The 17,598-nt window shown below is 53.0% G+C and carries 17 protein-coding genes; 8 read left to right on the top strand and 9 right to left on the bottom strand.

The genetic code is table 11. The annotated features are described in order from the left end of the window. Window positions 1–11 precede the first annotated feature (11 nt). Window positions 12–920 carry a transcriptional regulator FeaR gene (feaR, locus tag ACLGE8_RS01045; RefSeq protein WP_410995879.1) on the bottom strand — a complete coding sequence of 303 codons (909 nt, stop codon included), beginning with the start codon at window positions 918–920 and terminating at the stop codon, window positions 12–14. Between the two features lie 233 nt (window positions 921–1,153). Here feaR and ACLGE8_RS01040 point away from each other — a divergent pair, with 233 nt between their 5' ends. Together ACLGE8_RS01040 and ACLGE8_RS01035 are read left to right on the top strand one after the other, a co-directional pair. Then, window positions 1,154–2,653, top strand: coding sequence for an aldehyde dehydrogenase family protein (locus ACLGE8_RS01040; protein ID WP_410995878.1), 1,500 nt, complete (start codon window positions 1,154–1,156; stop codon window positions 2,651–2,653). 219 nt (window positions 2,654–2,872) lie between these two features. Further along, entirely contained in the window at window positions 2,873–3,283 is a 411-nt protein-coding gene (locus tag ACLGE8_RS01035; RefSeq protein ID WP_410995877.1) for an ASCH domain-containing protein, read from the top strand. A 127-nt stretch (window positions 3,284–3,410) separates the two neighbouring features. Here the strand turns inward: ACLGE8_RS01035 and ACLGE8_RS01030 are convergent, their stop codons facing one another. Continuing rightward, window positions 3,411–3,728, bottom strand: coding sequence for a YebG family protein (locus ACLGE8_RS01030; RefSeq protein WP_410995876.1), 318 nt, complete (start codon window positions 3,726–3,728; stop codon window positions 3,411–3,413). 118 nt (window positions 3,729–3,846) lie between these two features. Between ACLGE8_RS01030 and ACLGE8_RS01025 the strand changes: the two genes are divergently transcribed. After that, on the top strand, window positions 3,847–4,146 hold the full coding sequence (locus ACLGE8_RS01025) for a putative quinol monooxygenase (protein ID WP_410995875.1): 300 nt from the start codon (window positions 3,847–3,849) through the stop codon (window positions 4,144–4,146). 194 nt (window positions 4,147–4,340) lie between these two features. Here the strand turns inward: ACLGE8_RS01025 and dsbA are convergent, their stop codons facing one another. Beyond that, window positions 4,341–4,964, bottom strand: a complete 624-nt coding sequence (gene dsbA, locus ACLGE8_RS01020) for a thiol:disulfide interchange protein DsbA (protein WP_410995874.1) — start codon at window positions 4,962–4,964, stop codon at window positions 4,341–4,343. 220 nt (window positions 4,965–5,184) lie between these two features. Between dsbA and ACLGE8_RS01015 the strand changes: the two genes are divergently transcribed. The 4 genes from ACLGE8_RS01015 to ACLGE8_RS01000 all read left to right on the top strand — a co-directional run bounded on the left by ACLGE8_RS01015 (window position 5,185) and on the right by ACLGE8_RS01000 (window position 9,668). Further along, complete coding sequence (locus tag ACLGE8_RS01015) at window positions 5,185–6,594, top strand: MATE family efflux transporter (protein WP_410995873.1); 1,410 nt, start codon at window positions 5,185–5,187, stop codon at window positions 6,592–6,594. 101 nt (window positions 6,595–6,695) lie between these two features. Further along, complete coding sequence (locus ACLGE8_RS01010; RefSeq protein ID WP_410995872.1) at window positions 6,696–7,298, top strand: TetR/AcrR family transcriptional regulator; 603 nt, start codon at window positions 6,696–6,698, stop codon at window positions 7,296–7,298. A 57-nt stretch (window positions 7,299–7,355) separates the two neighbouring features. Next, the gene (locus tag ACLGE8_RS01005; protein WP_410995871.1) at window positions 7,356–8,072 is read left to right on the top strand and encodes an SDR family oxidoreductase; all 717 of its coding nucleotides are present in this window, start codon (window positions 7,356–7,358) and stop codon (window positions 8,070–8,072) included. A 468-nt stretch (window positions 8,073–8,540) separates the two neighbouring features. Continuing rightward, window positions 8,541–9,668 (top strand): alpha/beta fold hydrolase, encoded by a 1,128-nt coding sequence (locus ACLGE8_RS01000; protein WP_410995870.1) that lies wholly within the window; start codon window positions 8,541–8,543, stop codon window positions 9,666–9,668. A gap of 337 nt (window positions 9,669–10,005) precedes the next feature. Here ACLGE8_RS01000 and ACLGE8_RS00995 read toward each other — a convergent pair whose 3' ends face one another. Then, complete coding sequence (locus ACLGE8_RS00995) at window positions 10,006–10,608, bottom strand: hypothetical protein (RefSeq protein ID WP_410995869.1); 603 nt, start codon at window positions 10,606–10,608, stop codon at window positions 10,006–10,008. 624 nt (window positions 10,609–11,232) lie between these two features. On the opposite strand from ACLGE8_RS00995, the gene ACLGE8_RS00990 reads away from it, so the two are divergent. Then, window positions 11,233–11,520 (top strand): hypothetical protein, encoded by a 288-nt coding sequence (locus ACLGE8_RS00990; RefSeq protein ID WP_410995868.1) that lies wholly within the window; start codon window positions 11,233–11,235, stop codon window positions 11,518–11,520. 36 nt (window positions 11,521–11,556) lie between these two features. Here ACLGE8_RS00990 and fecE read toward each other — a convergent pair whose 3' ends face one another. From fecE to fecA, 5 genes are all read right to left on the bottom strand, one after another. Next, on the bottom strand, window positions 11,557–12,324 hold the full coding sequence (gene fecE, locus ACLGE8_RS00985) for a Fe(3+) dicitrate ABC transporter ATP-binding protein FecE (RefSeq protein WP_410995867.1): 768 nt from the start codon (window positions 12,322–12,324) through the stop codon (window positions 11,557–11,559). Next, window positions 12,325–13,281: a Fe(3+) dicitrate ABC transporter permease subunit FecD gene (gene fecD, locus ACLGE8_RS00980; RefSeq protein ID WP_410995866.1), complete on the bottom strand. Its 957-nt coding sequence runs from the start codon at window positions 13,279–13,281 to the stop codon at window positions 12,325–12,327. Then, window positions 13,278–14,276 (bottom strand): iron-dicitrate ABC transporter permease FecC, encoded by a 999-nt coding sequence (fecC, locus tag ACLGE8_RS00975; RefSeq protein ID WP_410995865.1) that lies wholly within the window; start codon window positions 14,274–14,276, stop codon window positions 13,278–13,280. Before fecC ends, fecD begins: the two co-directional genes overlap by 4 nt. Then, a complete protein-coding gene (locus ACLGE8_RS00970; RefSeq protein ID WP_410995864.1) occupies window positions 14,273–15,175 on the bottom strand; it encodes a Fe(3+) dicitrate ABC transporter substrate-binding protein FecB in 903 nt (300 codons plus the stop codon). Before ACLGE8_RS00970 ends, fecC begins: the two co-directional genes overlap by 4 nt. A gap of 74 nt (window positions 15,176–15,249) precedes the next feature. After that, window positions 15,250–17,574, bottom strand: coding sequence for a TonB-dependent Fe(3+) dicitrate receptor FecA (fecA, locus tag ACLGE8_RS00965; RefSeq protein ID WP_410995862.1), 2,325 nt, complete (start codon window positions 17,572–17,574; stop codon window positions 15,250–15,252). Between the last annotated feature and the right edge of the window lie 24 nt (window positions 17,575–17,598).

The raw sequence follows: 17,598 nt of genomic DNA, 5'->3' as shown, positions 1-17,598 counted from the left end.
GTGATTTTGGCTTAGCGACCACGCTTGCGGTATTCGCCCGGTGAAATACCGAACCGCTGCTTGAAGGCGGTAGAAAAGTGGCTGTGGTCGCTGAACCCCCAGCGATAGCCGATTCCGGCAAGTTTTTCGTCGTCTGGCGCGCATTGCAGCGCCTTCGCGCAGAGATCCAGACGGCGGTTTTTGATGTACTGCGCCACCACCAGGCCTTTATCGGCAAACAGCCGGTACAGACTTCTTACCGACATGCCGGTTTCATCGGCGAGCCACTCCGGGCGCAGATGCTCTTCCTGAATCGCATCGTCAATCAACGCCATGATCTTCTGAAACTGCTTCTCGCGCCGGGATGGCGCGACTTCCTGCTGATGCAGCATCGGGCGTAGCAGGCACACCATGGCATCCAGCGCCGCTTCGCTCTCGCTGGCGGAAAGCTGAGGGCTGCTCATGCTCTCATGCAGCAGACGCTGGCTAAGCTGGACCATTGGCAGAGATTTATCTAAACGGGTGGCGACGCTAATTCCGCTGCCGCGCAGCTGGTTTTCCAGCAGTTGGCGGGGCAGCAACAGCGAGACCTGACGAGAGGTTTGCTGCCAGAGAATAGAGCAGGGGCGCGAGGCGTCGATAAGGGTCATATCCCCGGTTTCTAACTTTACCTGCCGATCGTCTTGCTCAATATCGGCCTGACCGGCAAGTTGAAACACGGTGTAGAACCAGGCGTCGTTACCGCTGCGGATCTCCTGGCGGGTGCGGAACAGATTGACGTTGCGGGTGGTCACGGTGCTGAGCTTGAGGCTGCCCGCATAGCTGGTGTCTATCTCACCATGAAAGTCGCCATCCAACGCACGCGCAGCAAAATGCCCGCACACCTGATTGATCTTCGCCAGCCACGCCTGATATGTCTCACCGCCATTTACCGCTGCCATACGCCATCTCTGCAATGAAAATGTTTTGGTATTGTTGCATTTATGTTGCCTTTAACAAGGGTTAGCGGGGGAATATATGAAAGAACTATTACCTGTTGCACATTTCTGCCAGAGCAATCTGTTTAATTGCGGTCTCTGTCACAGCCGCACAAGCGAATGTCACAGAGACAAAAGCGCGATCTCCTGACCCGCCGTAGACTGAAACGACTAACCGCGAAGAATAAGGAGACGATATGTCCTCATCACAGGTAGCACTGCTCCCGAGCGTGCAGCAGTTTTTAGACCGTCAGCATGGCCTGTTTATTGATGGCGCGCAGCAGGCGGCGCAGAGTGAAAAACGTCTCACCGTCTGGGACCCGGCAACGGGCAAGGCGATTGCCACCACCGCGGATGCTAACGCGGCTGATGTTGACCACGCGGTGATGTCCGCCTGGCGCGCGTTTGTCTCCCGCAGCTGGGCCGGGCGCACGCCTGCCGATCGCGAACGTATTCTGCTGCGTTTTGCTGACCTCGTTGAGCAAAACGGCGAAGAGCTGGCCCAGCTGGAAACGCTGGAGCAGGGCAAATCGATCAATATTTCCCGCGCCTTTGAAGTGGGCTGCACGCTGAACTGGATGCGCTACACCGCCGGGCTGACCACCAAGATCAGCGGCCGCACGCTGGATGTTTCCATCCCGTTCCCGCAGGGCGCGCGCTACCAGGCGTGGACCAAAAAAGAGCCGGTTGGCGTGGTTGCCGGTATCGTGCCGTGGAACTTCCCGCTGATGATCGGCATGTGGAAGGTGATGCCGGCGCTGGCGTCGGGCTGTTCTATCGTCATCAAACCGTCGGAAACCACGCCGCTGACCCTGCTGCGCGTGGCTGAATTAGCCATTGAGGCGGGTGTACCAGAAGGCGTATTCAACGTAGTGACCGGCAGCGGCGCCGAGTGCGGCGCGGCGCTAACCTCGCATCCGCATGTGGCGAAAGTGAGCTTTACCGGATCTACCGCCACCGGCAAACAGATTGCCCGCGTGGCTGCCGACCGCCTGACCCGCGTCACGCTGGAGCTGGGCGGCAAAAACCCGGCTATCGTGTTGAAAGACGCCGACCCGGCCTGGGTTATCGAAGGGCTGATGACCGGTAGCTTCCTGAACCAGGGGCAGGTGTGTGCCGCCAGTTCGCGTATCTATATTGAAGCGCCGCTGTTCGACACGCTGGTCAGCGGCTTCGAGCAGGCGGTGAAGTCGCTGCAGGTGGGGCCGGGCATGCTGGAGACCACCCAGATTAACCCGGTGGTTTCCCAGGCGCACTGCGCCAAAGTGGCGGCCTATCTTGATGACGCCCGCAAACAAAATGCCGAGCTGATTACCGGTAACGTTGGCCCGGACGCGCAGGGCTTCTACATTCCGCCAACCCTGGTTATCAACCCGGAAGCTAACCTGCGCTTAACCCGCGAAGAGGTGTTTGGCCCGGTGGTAAACCTGGTGCGCGTTGCCGACGGTGAAGAGGCGCTGCGCCTTGCCAACGACAGCGACTTTGGCCTGACCGCCAGCGTCTGGACCCGTGACCTGACGCAAGCGCTGGACTACACCGATCGCCTGCAGGCCGGTACGGTATGGGTCAACAGCCACACGCTGATTGACGCCAACCTGCCGTTTGGCGGTATGAAGCAGTCGGGCACCGGGCGTGATTTTGGGCCGGACTGGTTGAACGACTGGTGTGAAACGAAGTCAGTGTGTGTCCGTTACTAATATACCGCACCCAACCGTTCCCTCTCCCCGTGGGGAGAGGGCTAGGGTGAGGGGGCCTGCACATAGCCAAAGACCCACACCTCCAATCAAAACCCATCCTCCACGGCGTCTACAAACGCAGACGTTATCTCTCTTAAATCAGTAGCTATTATCCACAGATGTTCGATAAATTGCTGCTGGGCAGTTTCTTAACAACTAACGACTTAGCAGGTTTTTTAAATGGGCGCGATTGATCAATTGATACTGAGATATCCGGGTGCCAACGCCTGGCAAATGGGAGATAGCCCGGAACTGGCCAACGAGCTTGCCGCGCTTATCAAACAAGGGATGAAAACGGCCTCATGCGGATCGTTATCTTCTTACCAGCAGGAAGCATCTGCTCCCGCGATTGGGAGCTACAACATTATTCTTGATGGCCAGAATGCGCCAGTATGCGTGACCCGACTCGTTTCAATGCGGCTCGTGCGTTTTTGCGATGTGACGGCCGAGTTTGCACGAAAGGAGGGGGAAGGCGATCTGAGTCTTGAATACTGGCAGAGGGAACATCAGCGATTCTTTACCCGTGAAGGTTTTTTCTCGGAGGATATGGAACTGATCGCTGAGGAATTTGAGGTTGTTGAGGTTCTGTAGACCGTTAACTTTTTCGAGACTAGCCAGATGAAATTGCACTTTGAGAGTGCGGAGTCCTATATTCAAAAAAAGCCGTGAGCAGTATTCTGCTTACGGCTTCAGGATCAGCGATGCGACATGCTGGTATTTAAGCGGCTTTAACGGCTTTGATTTTTTTACTGCCAGACGTATCTGGCTCAGGCATCTCTGTTTCAGCTGGAATATTGAGGTCGGGGAGTTTGTTGGTGCGCAGAATATGCTGCACGGCCACTTTCTGCTCAGCGAGATACAGCCCAAGATCTTCAGCCTGTTTTTCATCCATCGACGTTCCGCCTTGCAACAGCAAGTCGGTGAACGCTTCTGCCATGTCGAGCAGCCTGTCGTAAGCGTCAGCCTCTTTCTTACTGGCAAATGTCATTTTCTCTTCACCTTTTCTTACGACAACAAATTTTATTTCAACGGCCATTATTTGCCCCTTGCACTGTGATTATATCCAGTGTATCAGTTATGAGGCGGCGTTGCAGGGAAAATGTGTATACCTGACGCGTAAAAATGCTCGTGCCATTTTTAATAAAGGAGTTTGCATGCTAAAGGTTATCGCCGAAGATTTTATCAACCCCGAGTGCATCGACATCGTGCTCCCTTTTTACCGCGAGCTGATTGCGGCAACGAAGAAAGAGCCTCTATGTATTGCTTATGATTTATACCGGGACGAAAAAGATCCGGGGCATTTTATTTTCATTGAAGAGTGGCCAGACCGGGCAGCACTAGAGGCGCACTGTGCCAGCGAACATTTCACTCGACTGGTTCCTTTGATTGATCAATATGCGCGTAAAGCGGCGCAGTACATCCTGATGGATGTTCGGGTGGAACCGGGGAAATAAAGCCCGCTTCTGGTATGACGCGGGCAACGTAGGAAACCTGCGTCGTTTGCTTATGGCGAGATGAGTGAAGGTCTGCTGTGAGCGAAAAGCAGACGTCGAGATAATGGTGACAGGCAAATTATTGCCAGGGACTTTTGTGTAGATCATTCCTGGCGTCATTGCTGCCGCCAGGTTTCATTGTTGAAAGGTTGACGTTATTTATTTTCAATCAGATACTTAACCGTCGCCGCGTATTGCTGAACAAAAATATCAAGCGAGCTTGTGTCCATCCCCTGCGGATTCAGCTGATATTTACCTTTGACGAACATCGCCGGAACCCCTCTGAGTTCAACATCCATAGCCGCTTTCTCCTGCTTAGCCACTAAGGCTTTCACAGCAAAGCTGTTCCACGCACCATCAAAGTCTTCTGCTTTGATACCAGCATCAATAAAAACGCTACGGATATCATCAATATTCCTGATGCTGAGTTTCTTTTGTGCCGCCTCGAACATAGGGGATGTGATTTTGTCTTCAACGCCTAACGCGATTGCTACTGCCCACGCCTGCGTCAGTTCTTTGCCTAACGGCGGAAGAAACTCGACGTGATACTTAACGATCTTCGCGTTTGCCGGTAGTTTTTCAGCGACTTTGTCTGAGACGTGAATGACCTGTTCAAACTGATAGCAATGCGGACAGTTGAACGAAAAAAACTCCATTACTTCGGGTGCATCAGGTACCGTTTTGCTCAAAGAAATGTACTGTTTCCCTTCATTAAATTGCGCTGCATTAACGCCGGTTGTGAGAAATATGCAGGCAAAAGCTGCTAATAGAATCTTCATGAACCATAACCTCCAGTACTGTACTCAGTGATAAGAAAATATTTTTCCATGTAATTTCGGTAACTTAGAGATCATTTCAGCACCAGGAAACGCTGGCGTTTCATAAAGAGCTTTCTTTTTTGAATCCCATAGTATTATGATCATAATATAAAGAGGCCCGCTGGTGCAAATTATACCCAGTCCTGGGTTATCTGCCTGATCGAACACTCTGGAGATTTAAATGAAACCTGACAGTCGCGAGGCGGCCAAACTAGCCCGGCAGGAAGCGATTCTTAACGGGCCAGTCTTTAGCACAATGATGCAGCTCGCTGTTCCTACGATCCTCGTTCTGATTGCGCAAACGTTAGTCAGCGTAGCCGAAACGTATTACGTATCGTTTTTAGGAACACCGGCGCTGATTGGCGTCGCACTTGTTTTCCCGGTATGGATGCTGATGACCATGATGGCAGCCGGTGGAATTGGTGGCGGCGTGGCCTCAGCTGTAGCCCGCGCAACGGGTGCCGGGAAACATGACGATGTTAATGCGCTCATCCTGCATTCGGTTGTGGTAGCCATAGTTTTTGGTCTTGCTTTTACAGCCTTCTTTATCGGTCTGGGCGAACATATTTATGCGGCTATGGGCGGGGCTGGTGAGGCACTCAGTGCCGCACATGAATATTCTGTCTATGTATTTTTTGCATCTGTGCCGATCTGGATCGTCAATCTTCTTTCTGCCGTTTTACGCGGTATTGGCAATGTGAAAGTACCTGCGGCCGTCACGCTGATTGGCGCCCTGGTGCTGATCCCGCTTTCCCCTTTGCTGATCTTTGGCCTGGGGCCGATTAAGGGCTTTGGGTTAGCGGGGGCAGGTATGGCAATTAATATTTTTTACTGGATTGCAGCAATAGCTATGTTGCGTTACATGGCCAGTGGTCGTGCCGGTATCCGGATGACGTTGGTACGTTTACGCTGGCCTCTTTTCCGTGAAATTCTCAATGTAGGCCTGCTTGCTGCGCTGGGGACTATCCAGCTCAATGTAATGGTTTTACTGGTTACCGGGGCTGTAGGCGTGTTTGGTGTCGATGCCATAGGGGGTTTTGGTACAGCATCCCGTCTCGACTATGTTCTGATCCCCGTGCTGTTCGGGATTGGTACGGCCATTGTGACGATGGTCGGGATTAACGTAGGTGCCCGTCAGATAGACAGAGCGAAACGTATTACCTGGGTCGGTGTTGCTGTCAGTGTGGTATTCACCGAGGTTGTAGGCTTATTAGTGGCAGTTTTTCCTGGCGTCTGGCTTGGCCTGTTCACGCATGATGAAAGCGTTCTGGTTACTGGCGAACTGTACCTGCAGATTGTTGCTCCCTTCTACGCAGCCAACGGCATTTTGTTTGCACTCGGGTTTGCTGCGCAGGGCAGCGGTTATATGTGGAAAATGTTCCTGGTCGGAACCGTTCGTTTAATCCTCGCAGCCGGTGGCGGATGGATTGCAGTCGAGTACTTCAATGTGGGTCAGGCCGGACTGTTTGTTATCGTCATGGGATCTATGGTGATAGCTGCTCTTATGAGTGTAGTGATCGAGCGCTCGGGGGCGATGTGGCCCAAATACAATAAACAGAATCCGTCCGCGCTCAGGACGGTCCGGTCTTAAGCTGTTGCTGGTTACCGGATAAAGTTATAGATCGTAATCTTTGCCCTGAATAGTATTATCGCCATAATACTATTCAGATAATGCAGGATGAGGAACGTAGCATGAGATATTCCAAAGATCATAAAGAAGAAACGCATAAAAAAATCGTTGAATCTGCCTCAAAGAGGTTTCGTACTGAAGGTATCGAAAAGGTAGGTGTAGCGGGCCTTATGGCTGATGTTCAGCTTACGGTGGGAGGATTTTACAGCCACTTTAAGTCGAAGGAAGAGCTGATCAAAGAAGCGGTTTGTCTCGCTGCAGATGAAACATTTTGCGCAGCGTTTGGCGCTCCGGAAAATAATGAAAAGCTCACTATTCAGCTGATCCTGGACCGCTATCTCAGTGAGGGGCATCGGGACTCGCCAGAATCTGGATGCGTAATCGCGGCGCTCGCGTCTGAACTCAAGAATCGACCAACAGACACGCGTGACATGGTGTCAGACAAGATAACCCGGATAATTGAGCGTATTTCAGACTGCCTTCCTCAGGAGACAGACTCAGCAACCCGCATGCGAGTTGCCAGCGCCATCTGGGCTGTAATGATCGGAACGCTGCAGCTGGCGCGCATTATTTCCGATAAAGAGTTATCAGATCAATTACTGGTTGACGGAAAAAGAACGGCATTAATGCTTTCAGAGAAAGCAGATACACAACGCTGCACATAAGTGCATCACAATCTCAATACTTCACTAACAGTGAATGACTGGCAGACGGGTAATAATATGAACATTCAGGGTAAAACAATTTTAGTAACAGGCGCCAACCGCGGTATAGGCGCAGAACTGGTTCATGCTCTCATCCGAAATGGTGCAGGAAAAATTTATGCCGGCACCCGGGAACTGGGTAATTTACCAGAATTCGGTGACGAAAGGGTTACCTTCATCAAGCTTGATATTACTAAACCCGAAGACGTCAGCGCAGCAGTGGCAGAAATTGGGTCAATTGATATTCTGGTGAATAATGCCGGTGCAATGCTCTCTAACAATATTGAAACCGCTACGCAGGATGATTTAGCTTCGGACATGAATGTTAACTATTTTGGCACCATGAGAGTCATGCAGGCCGTTATTCCTGGAATGGAGAAGAACGGCAGAGGTGTGATTGCTAACGTGCTTAGCGTACTGGCACTTGCTCCTATGGCATCCACAGCCGGGTATGCTGCGTCTAAAGCAGCAATGCATTCAGCAACACAGGCTGCCAGGGGCCTTTTAAAGCCAAAGAATATTAAGGTTGTTGGTATATATCCAGGTCCGATAGAAACCCGACTGTCTGCTGATTTACCGATCGACAAAACACCGGCTAATGTTGCTGCCGAAGAGATTGTTAAGGGGCTCATCAACGACCTGGAAGATATTTATCCGGATCCGGTTTCACAGCAGGTATCGGGATTGTGGGGTGGCAATCCAAAAGGCCTTGAGCATCATTTTTCCGCATTCTAAATAACGGCCGTTCGATTTTTTCAATAGCTGGTAACACCGCATAATCTACGTTGTTGGACGGGCATGGCCATATTCATTTTAAATCCCCATGGGGTTTATTATTTATATGGCCGTATAATGCTCGAATTACTGCATCCAGAGCAACCAGTCAGACAGATTAGCGAAATAAATTAAAATTCTCTTATTGCATAAAACTGTCAGCCAGATAATTAAAGCTTATGCATCCAGTATATTATCAAATTATGAATATTTACTGGGGAGAAATTATATGCAAGAAGACAGAAGAGATTTTCTCAAAGGGGTTCGCAGGAGAAACCATGTCTATCGTGAGGTCTTCTGCCTGATCAAACACTCTGGAGATTTAAATGAAACCTGACAGTCGCGAGGTGGCCACACTAGCCCGGCTATGCTCAGGCCTATGGTCAGGAATCAGTTTTCCTATCACTCACTTAAGAAAGAGGCATATCAATGACCATCCACCTTCGTACTTTTTTACTGAGCACAATTGCGGCTTCTATACTTGCGGCTTCTGCATTTGCCGCTCCTGCACCGGCAGTATCGCGAACTGGAACCGAGGAAACGGGCCAGATTACATCCCTGCGAAATGGCGACATTGACCTGACCCTGAAACACCATATAAAGAAAATAAACGGAATAAACATACATTACGTTGAAGCCGGAAAAGGTCCTTTAGTGGTGCTCGTCCACGGTTGGCCAGAGTCCTGGTATTCATGGCGATATCAGATCCCTGCACTGGTAAAAGCTGGATTTCATGTGGTCGTCCCTGACATGAGAGGTTACGGGCAGACGGAGGCTCCCCAGGATAAGAACAGTTTTTCTTTGATGCGGATTGTCGGTGATTTAGTTGGCCTGGTACACGCCAACAACGAAGAGCAAGCATACCTCGTCGGACATGACTTTGGCGCCAGCGCTACGTGGCTGGCAGCTCAATTGCGACCGGACATGTTCCCTGCCATCGCTGCACTTAGTGTCCCATTCACGGCGCGTGCGCCGATGCCGCCTCTTGAAATGCTCCGAAACCTTCCAGGCAATAAAATGCATTACTGGACTTACTTCCAGAAAGAAGGTGTCGCTGAAGCAGAATTCGAACGGGATACGCGCGGCACCTTTATTAGCCTCTTTTCTAATGGAAGAGCAGACCCTTCGGGACGCCCGTTCCTGATGGACAAAGGTGCTGGTTTTCTTCCTATCCAGTCTGTACCCAACACACTCCCTAAATGGCTGTCGGAGAAAGACTTAGAGTACATTACGAATGAATTTCGTAAGACGGGTTTTCGAGGTGCATTCAATTGGTATCGGAACATCGACCAAAACTGGTATGACAGCGCCCCGCTGGAATCTGCAAAAGTTCAACAGCCAGCCCTGTTTATCGCGGGCAGTGACGATCCCGTCATCGCCAATCCGAATGGCGAGGCCAGCCTGGCAGCTCTTCCGAAATTAGTTCCACGAGTGACACAAGTCATCATTCCACATGGCAGTCATTGGATACAGCAGGAACACAGTCAGGAGGTCAACCAGGCTCTCATTGAATACTTTACAAATGTTCAGCGAAAATTGAATCTCTCCGAAAATTGATCCACTTCTCGCACTACTTGAGCACTTCAGAGCATGGGGCGTCGGGGATTCGCAATACCAAAGTGGCTCGGGCGATGCTCGTCGACGGCCAGGCCCTTGTGCGATGTAAATCAGATAAGGATCGGTAAACCGATCCTTATGATACACCCCAAGTGCCCCCAGCACGATTCTAAGACAGGCTGTCCGCTCCTGGCACTAAGCGGACGATTTGACTGAACTAAACGCTCGCCGTGAGTGAACTGCGGACATTATTGAAAATATGGCGAATGAAAAACGGATGGCAGGTCAGGTGAATTGAAAGCGCCACGTTAACAACGTGGCGACTGAAGGGCTTGAGTTAATCGTCGTACTTATCGTTCAGCATTTGACGAAGTCTTTCTCGTTCGGCTTCACTTCGCGTTGTATCTGACAAAACAGATCTGCCTTTGATGGCTAAATCCGTTTCTAACTCTGTCTGGGTAGAATAAGGCTTATAAGTCGTTCCGTTTGGATATGCATTCCCGCTAGTCAATGGCGCACCAAGACCTCGGTTGAAAGCTAATGACAGAATCCCCACAGCCAGTAACACTGTTATCAACGGATAAAAAAACGTAGGCGAGACTTGACCGATAAAGACTAGCAACCGTACGAATGGAATAACCGAGCATAGAATAAGGGCGCTACTTGCGAGAAACCATGACTTCAGTCTTCCATTTTCGCGTCCGTGTATGAACCCAAGACAAATCAAACCTGCAAATCCTATGACGGTAGACGTGATAATCAGCGTCACGTCAACCTGACGATAAGTCCAGTATATGGAATTTCCAGCAGTATATATGATTGAAAAGAGAACTAATGGAGCCAGTCGTTTAATGCTCTTACCCACGGCAAAATACAACGCTAATACCGGAATAGCGTTAATGATGCTACCTATTAATATAGGGATGAAGGGGATGGCCATATTGAACCTCGGGAACTTTAAGTGAAATTAAAACTTCAATGAATCTGGACAGTAATGACTATATTTGGGCTCCGGGAGACCGTCAAGCCTGCCAAAAAAAGCAGGATTATTGCACAGCTTCAGACTCACCCCAGCTAACACAGCTAACGGACAGACTGTTTTGAGCGAGGAGAAGAAGTTGGCGATAGCCTTCAAGAGCATCATTGGAATGAAAAATACCGCTTACGCAGCATTGTTTTCTGATTCCAGGTTGAATTGCCACGGACAATCTTAAGCTTCAATCGATTCTGAATTCTCTAACGCCTTATCGCTTTTCTGATTTCTCTCTCTAGCCGCTTTTCTTGACTTTATTAAAATTTATAGATTGATACTTCTTACACATCATTATTATTAGTGCTTTCCTGCGAAGCATTTAACGCTGGCTTGCTGAAAGCAGATCGCTGTAATATTTTTATCCATTGGCTGAATGGTTATGAAAACAACGATTTTACTCAATGTTGGAATACGGACTCTGCTTCTTGCTGGTTGTAACGACAACGATTTTAAATCACGTACCATGACTATTAATGTAGTCGTTTCGGCCTTACCTGCGGTGGCATATAACATCATAAATAGGAGGAACTGATGAAAAATTCGTTGCTGGTAATGGTTCTGCTTGGCTTAAGTGCATCGGCAGTGGCCGGGGAAGCGCACTTTTGTGGTTCCCCGGAAGTTGGCGCGGTGGCAAGTGGGCGTCAGGATATTACTGACAGTACCGTTTTCACTTGTGGAGGGGGAATCAAGGGTACACTCCCTGAACTGGCAAAACAGGGTTGGAAAGTTGTGCAAGTGAGCGATCAGATGGCATCGTTATCGTCGTCAGATCCAAGTAAATCCACCGTCTATTCGCGGTTGATAATACAGAAAGACTGACAACGTGTGCTTTCTTAATGACCCGCGTTACGCCATCTACCTCACGACACACATCGGCTTGCCGGATACCGGCTCGGGGTGTATCTCCGTTTCCACGCTGAATACGGTTCTCAGCAATTCAGGGTTCATCACCTCTTCTGGTGAGCCCTGCGCCATAACATGTCCGTTCGCCATGACCACCAGATGATCGCAGTACCGGCTGGCCTGATTGAGGTCGTGCAGCACGGCGACCACCGTTTTCCCCTGAGCCTGAAGCTCGCCCATCAACCGCATCAGTTCCACCTGGTGATTGATATCGAGATAGGTGGTTGGCTCATCGAGGAGAACAACGTGCGTATTCTGCGCCAGAACCATTGCCAGAAAGGCGCGCTGACGCTGGCCGCCGGAAAGATCGGTTAACCGTCGATCGGCAAGATGGTCGATCCGAGTCTGGCTCATGGCAGCATTGACTCGCGCGTTATCTTCAACGGAAAGACGCCCCCAGAGTGACAACCACGGGTTGCGACCGTACGACACCAGCTCCTGAACGGTAATTCCCTCTGGCGTTAAATGGTGCTGCGGCAGCAGCGCCAGCCTGCGGGCCAACTGGCGCGATGAGAGCGCGTTGATGGGATTCTCGTCGAGAAATATGCCGCCGGACTGCGGCATTAATAGCCGCGAAAAACAGTTTAACAGCGTCGATTTCCCGCAACCGTTAGGGCCGAGCAGGGCGGTGATCTTTCCCGCTGGCAGAGTGAGTGAAACGCCATCAAGCACCTTATGGGTACCGTAATTGACCGTCAGATTTTCAGTTCGTAATGTCATTTATCGCATTCTCACAAGCAGCCAGACAAACCACGGCGCGCCGATAATAGCGGTCAGCACGCCAGCGGGCAGTTCCAGCGGGGGATGAATAATTCGCGCCAGCAGATCGGCAATGACCAGCAGCGCGCCACCGGTCAGGGCCGAAACGGGCAGCAGCCAGCGGTGGCGTCCACCGATGAGGCTGCGCACCATATGCGGCACCACAAGACCGATAAAGCTAATCGGGCCGCAGACGGCCACGCCGGTTGATGTCATGGCGACCGCCAGCAGCAAAACCCGGAACCGGGTACGCGGCACCGACACGCCGAGCGTGGTGGCGCGCGCATCGCCGAGTGCCAGAAGGTCGAGATCGCGGCAAAAAACCAGACTTAGCGGCAGAAACAACATTAGCAGCGGGACGGCAATCGTCACAAAGCTCCAGTCACGGCCCCATAAGCTGCCGGTCAGCCAGAGCAGGGCGCTGTTGACATCCTGCGGGCGCGAGAGCATCAGATAATCCGTCAGGCTGGCCCAGCAGGCGGAAAGCGCGACACCCGTGAGCGCCAGCTTCATCGGCTGGCTGGTGTTCGCCAGCATTCTCAGCAGGATCAAACCCGCCATGCCTCCGGCAAAGGCCAGCAGCGGCAGTGCAATCACCGATAGTGACGGTAAAAGAAGCAGTGCGCCTACAGAGGCCAGGCTGGCGGCATGGTTTACGCCGAGGATATCCGGCGATGCCAGAGGATTGCGTACGATCCCCTGCACCAGCACGCCGGCCACCGCGAGGGCGGCACCGACAAACAGCGCCAGCAGCAGTCGCGGCAGACGGTAGGCGGTTAATACGTAATGATACTCGCGCCCGGTGTGCCAGTCGGTCAGCAGGGCGCGCCAGGGAACGGCAATCACCCCCATTTGTAGCGACAGCGCCGAAAATCCTACTAGCGCGAGGGCGATGAAAATCACTATCGCCATTTTCATCCGCGCCTCCTGACCAGCCAGACAAAGCAGGGCGCGCCAATCAGCGCTACTACTGCCCCAGCGGGCAATTCGCCGGGGAAGGCCAGCGCACGGGCCAGAACATCTGCCAGCAACAGTAGCGTCGCGCCCATCAGCATGCTCATCGGCAGGACTTTGCGCTGATCGAATCCCACCCAGAAGCGAGCCAGATGCGGCATCAGCAGGCCGATAAATGCCACCGGGCCGGCCACGCTGACGCAGGCACCGACCAGAAGCAACACCAGAATGTTGATGGCTAAACGTAGCTTCGGCAGATTCACCCCCAGCGTGCGGGCGGTACTGTCACTGACGTTAAGCAGGTTCAGTTGATTAGCCAGCAGCAACACCACCGGTACAGCAACCGCCACTAGCGGGAAAAGCTGCCAGAACTCCTGCCAGCGGGCGTGGGAAACACCCCCCGCGAGCCAGTATAAAATGCCGTAGGCGTGATCTTCTGTGAGCAGCAGGGTGATGCGGGTCAGGGCCATACAAAACGCTGAGAACGCGATACCCGCGAGGATCAGTTTGTTTCTGTCCTGTGTGTGGCGAAATCCACCACCTGCGGTCATCACCAGCAGCCAGCTTATGCCACCGCCACAGGCGGCGATAAAGGCGATGGAGTAACCCGCAACGGGCACAGGGCTGATGGCGCTGGTGAGCGCCATCGCCAGCGCCGCGCCGCTGTTAATGCCGAGCAGCGAAGGGGAAGCCATGGCATTATGCGTCAGGGTTTGCAGCAGCGTTCCCGCAAGCGCCAGGCTTGCGCCAATGAGCATGGCGACCAGGCTTCTCGGCAAACGAAGGTTTTGCACCAGCGCTTGTGGAAGCGTCGGCGTATGTCCGGGCAGCAGAGCGCGAATGGCGTCAACGCCAGAAACAGGAAGGGCCGAGTAGCAAAACAGACTCAGCCAGAAGATAGCGATAAGCGCGGCAAGGGGAAGCCCCCACTGCAGCGCCGGGTGTCTGAGAACCGTCATTTCACATCGGATAAAGGCTGGTGATGAAAGATTTTTACCGTGTCGCTGGCAATGCGCTCGGCCGCGAAAATGCCGCGCATTCGTGCCCAGGCGTTACTGTCGACCGATGCCGTCTGCTGTTTTTGCACCGCAGTTAACATCTGCCACAGCGGGTCTTGCTGCCAGCGTTTCACGATGCTCTCTTCGCGATAGTGCGCAACCAGCAACCATTCAGGATTGAGCGCCAGCAGCTGTTCCAGGCCGATGGATGGCATAGAGGCACCCGCCATCGCGGCAGGCACTTTCAGCCCCAGCGCGGTCAGAACGCTCCCGGTATAGCTCTCCTGGGTGTGAAAGTTAAACTGCTGCTCCCGAGATGTACCAAATAACACCAGCGTGCCTTTTGGCAACTGGCTGGCCCACGTTGACATCTGTTGTTTGTGTTGCGCCAGGCGTGACTGCATTTGTGCCTTTCTTCCCACGACTTCGCCGATGATAGCCGCAGATTGCAGGTTTTCAGCGTAGGTTTCATTGCGAGATTTCAGCAGCAGCACCGGTGCGATTTGCTGTAAGGCGTTGTAAATACCCGCATGGCGGCTGCTGTCGGCAACGATCAGATCCGGTTTCAGCGCGCTGATGGCTTCTAAACTCGGCTGCGCACGCGTGCCGACAGAATGCCAGGGTTTCAGATGGGCACGAACCTCTGGAAGAATGCGCGTGGCATCGTTGTCGTCGGCAATACCGACCGGACTGATATCGACAGCGGCCAGTGCGTCCGCGAACGACAGTTCCAGCACCACTATCCGCTGTGGCGTTTTATCAAGCGTAAAGGTGCCATGTTCGTCATGAACCGTGGCGGAAAAGGCGTGGCTGGTTACCAGCAGCAGAGCGGCGAATAGCGTACGTAATTGTGTGAACATATGAATTGCCTGTGTCGGGTGGCGCTTCGCTTACCCGACCTACAAAAACGGAATGCAGGCCGGGTAAACGGGATTTAGAACTTCAACGAACCCTGCATATACAGCGTGCGCGGCTGGCCTGCGTAGATGCCTTTATTGTTGTCGTCGTAAGAGCGGGTGAAATACGCCTGATCGAAGATATTTTTCACGCCGAACGCCAGGTTCAGGTCTGCCATCTGTGGGCCAAAATCATAGGCGACGCGTGCGCCCCAGAGCATAAAGCCGGGAATGCGACCGGTACTGCCGTCGGCGCTCTCTTTCACAGTGTTGGCGTTATCCGCAAACTGGCTGGACTGGAAATCGCTGTTCAGGTTAAAAGTCCAGCTGCCCGGCTTATAGTCCACGCCCAGCGTGCCTTTGTGTTTCGGTGAGAACGGCACCTGATTTCCGTAGGTGTCGCCTTTTTCACGAATTTCAGCGTCGACATAGGCATAGCTGGCATAGACCGAAACGTTGTCGAGCGTTGGCGTCAGCGTGCCGAGATCGTAGCGGGCCTGGGTTTCCAGTCCGCTATGACGCGTTTTCCCGCGTGCGGTAACGGTATCGTTGGTCTGGTTGGAGTCGTACTGATTATTAAAGTTAATCAGGAACAGCCCCATTTCCGCTGTCAGCGCGCCATCGTCGTATCGGGTTCCGAGCTCCCAGGTTCGCGCTTTTTCCGGTTCCACATTGCCGCTTTGCACAGCCTTGCCAATTTGGCTGTACTGTACGGTGCCGAACGAGCCTTCGGTGTTTGCATAAAGATTCCAGCTGTCAGTCAGGTGATAAAGCACGTTTAGCGCCGGAAGTGGGGCGTTATAGCTCACTTCCTCATGCGTGCCTTTGATGGCGTTGTTCTGGTATGACTCGATATGCTCAAAGCGCATACCCGGTGTGATAGTCCAGTTGCCAATGTCGATTTTGTCGTCCAGATACCAGGCGTGCGCTTCGGTGCCGGAACGGGTGTCGCGATCGTAAGGGCTGGCGCTGGACGGCAGTTGTCCGCTGCTGGTGGCGGTGTAGTAACGCATTTCATGCGTCGACTCGCTCACATAGCGATATCCCACACCCACTTCGTGCGCGGAAGGGCCCACCATAAAGCTCTGACTGTAGCGTGGTTCAATGCCGCGTACCCAGTAGTTACGTGGTGAAAGCGTGGTGCGTTTACCCTGTTCCAGGTAGCCGCTGCGCAGGGTTTCGGTATAGAAGCCCTGAATATTGAATTTATGCTGACTGTCCGGTTGGAACTGATAGCCGAGGCTTGCCAGCTTACGGCGCCCCCAGAAGCGATCGTTAGGGCGCGTGGACTGCCAGCGGTCGGCATTGTAATCCGCGCGCGACAGGCCGCCTGGCATGTCGGCCTCACCGTCGTAGTATTGCAGCAGGCTGTTGAAGGTATGCACCTCGTTCGGCGCATATTTGCTTTTCAGCATCAGGTCGTCGATGCGCGTTGCGCTGTGCTCGCGCCAGTCGCTGCCGCGCGTGCCGGAGTAAAGCAGGGCGGTACCAAAACCGTTATCCGCCGTGCCGCCCACCATCAGGTTGTGCGTCTCTTTGGGATTATTTTGTGAGGATGTGGGGCTGAGTTGCCCTTCCATGCCGGCTTCAATACCGAAATCTTGCGGAATAGCGCGGGTGACAAAGTTCACCACGCCGCCCACGCTCTGCGGCCCGTAACGCACCGCGCCACCGCCGCGTACCACATCGATGGCGTCCATATTGCCAAGCGAAACGGGCGCGAGTGAAAGCTGCGGCTGGCCGTAAGGGGCAAAGGGTACCGGAATACCGTCCATCAATACGGTTGAGCGGCTGGCGAGGCGCGGGTTCAGGCCACGAATACCAAAGTTCATCGCCAGATCGTGGCTACCGGTGCCGTTGTTTTCAGGGGCGGTGACGCCAGGAATGCGGTTCAGCACCTCGCGCATGGTGGTCGCGCCGGTTTTCGCGAAATCTTCACGGCGGATAACGTCACGTGCGCCAGCATGTTCGAAGACGTCGTTTTCACGCGCATCTCCCAGCCAGTCGCCCACCACGGTCAGGGCATCTTCTTGCGGGGTTGGCGCATGTTCCAGCGTCCAGCTGTTATTACCGAGCGGCTTCACCTGCAGGCCGCTACCGTTCAGCAGGTGTTGCAGCCCGGTTTCGACGTCGTAGTCACCGTGAAGACCGTTACTCTGCTTGCCACGCGTCAGGCTGGCGTCGACCGACAGGGTAATTCCGCTGAGCGCGGCATACTGGTTAAGGGCTTTGTCGAGCGAACCCGGTGCGATATCAACCTGTGCTGCGAAGGCGGATAACGATAATCCGGCCAGCGGCAGCAGGCTCAGGCGAATGGCGTTAACCAGAGGTGTTGTTTTGCTAAAAACGCGTAAAGGGGTCATACCTTCTCCATCATCATTTTTGTT

The sequence above is a fragment of the Kluyvera sp. 142486 genome (assembly GCF_046569695.1).
Classification (GTDB): Bacteria; Pseudomonadota; Gammaproteobacteria; order Enterobacterales; family Enterobacteriaceae; genus Kluyvera.
This window is presented reverse-complemented; position numbering and strand designations above follow the sequence as displayed.

Coding starts and splice junctions, on each gene's coding strand:
- feaR (WP_410995879.1), bottom strand. CDS start 920: ATGGCAGCGGTAAATGGCGGTGAGACATATCAGGCGTGGCTGGCGAAG.
- ACLGE8_RS01040 (WP_410995878.1), top strand. CDS start 1,154: ATGTCCTCATCACAGGTAGCACTGCTCCCGAGCGTGCAGCAGTTTTTA.
- ACLGE8_RS01035 (WP_410995877.1), top strand. CDS start 2,873: ATGGGCGCGATTGATCAATTGATACTGAGATATCCGGGTGCCAACGCC.
- ACLGE8_RS01030 (WP_410995876.1), bottom strand. CDS start 3,728: ATGGCCGTTGAAATAAAATTTGTTGTCGTAAGAAAAGGTGAAGAGAAA.
- ACLGE8_RS01025 (WP_410995875.1), top strand. CDS start 3,847: ATGCTAAAGGTTATCGCCGAAGATTTTATCAACCCCGAGTGCATCGAC.
- dsbA (WP_410995874.1), bottom strand. CDS start 4,964: ATGAAGATTCTATTAGCAGCTTTTGCCTGCATATTTCTCACAACCGGC.
- ACLGE8_RS01015 (WP_410995873.1), top strand. CDS start 5,185: ATGAAACCTGACAGTCGCGAGGCGGCCAAACTAGCCCGGCAGGAAGCG.
- ACLGE8_RS01010 (WP_410995872.1), top strand. CDS start 6,696: ATGAGATATTCCAAAGATCATAAAGAAGAAACGCATAAAAAAATCGTT.
- ACLGE8_RS01005 (WP_410995871.1), top strand. CDS start 7,356: ATGAACATTCAGGGTAAAACAATTTTAGTAACAGGCGCCAACCGCGGT.
- ACLGE8_RS01000 (WP_410995870.1), top strand. CDS start 8,541: ATGACCATCCACCTTCGTACTTTTTTACTGAGCACAATTGCGGCTTCT.
- ACLGE8_RS00995 (WP_410995869.1), bottom strand. CDS start 10,608: ATGGCCATCCCCTTCATCCCTATATTAATAGGTAGCATCATTAACGCT.
- ACLGE8_RS00990 (WP_410995868.1), top strand. CDS start 11,233: ATGAAAAATTCGTTGCTGGTAATGGTTCTGCTTGGCTTAAGTGCATCG.
- fecE (WP_410995867.1), bottom strand. CDS start 12,324: ATGACATTACGAACTGAAAATCTGACGGTCAATTACGGTACCCATAAG.
- fecD (WP_410995866.1), bottom strand. CDS start 13,281: ATGAAAATGGCGATAGTGATTTTCATCGCCCTCGCGCTAGTAGGATTT.
- fecC (WP_410995865.1), bottom strand. CDS start 14,276: ATGACGGTTCTCAGACACCCGGCGCTGCAGTGGGGGCTTCCCCTTGCC.
- ACLGE8_RS00970 (WP_410995864.1), bottom strand. CDS start 15,175: ATGTTCACACAATTACGTACGCTATTCGCCGCTCTGCTGCTGGTAACC.
- fecA (WP_410995862.1), bottom strand. CDS start 17,574: ATGACCCCTTTACGCGTTTTTAGCAAAACAACACCTCTGGTTAACGCC.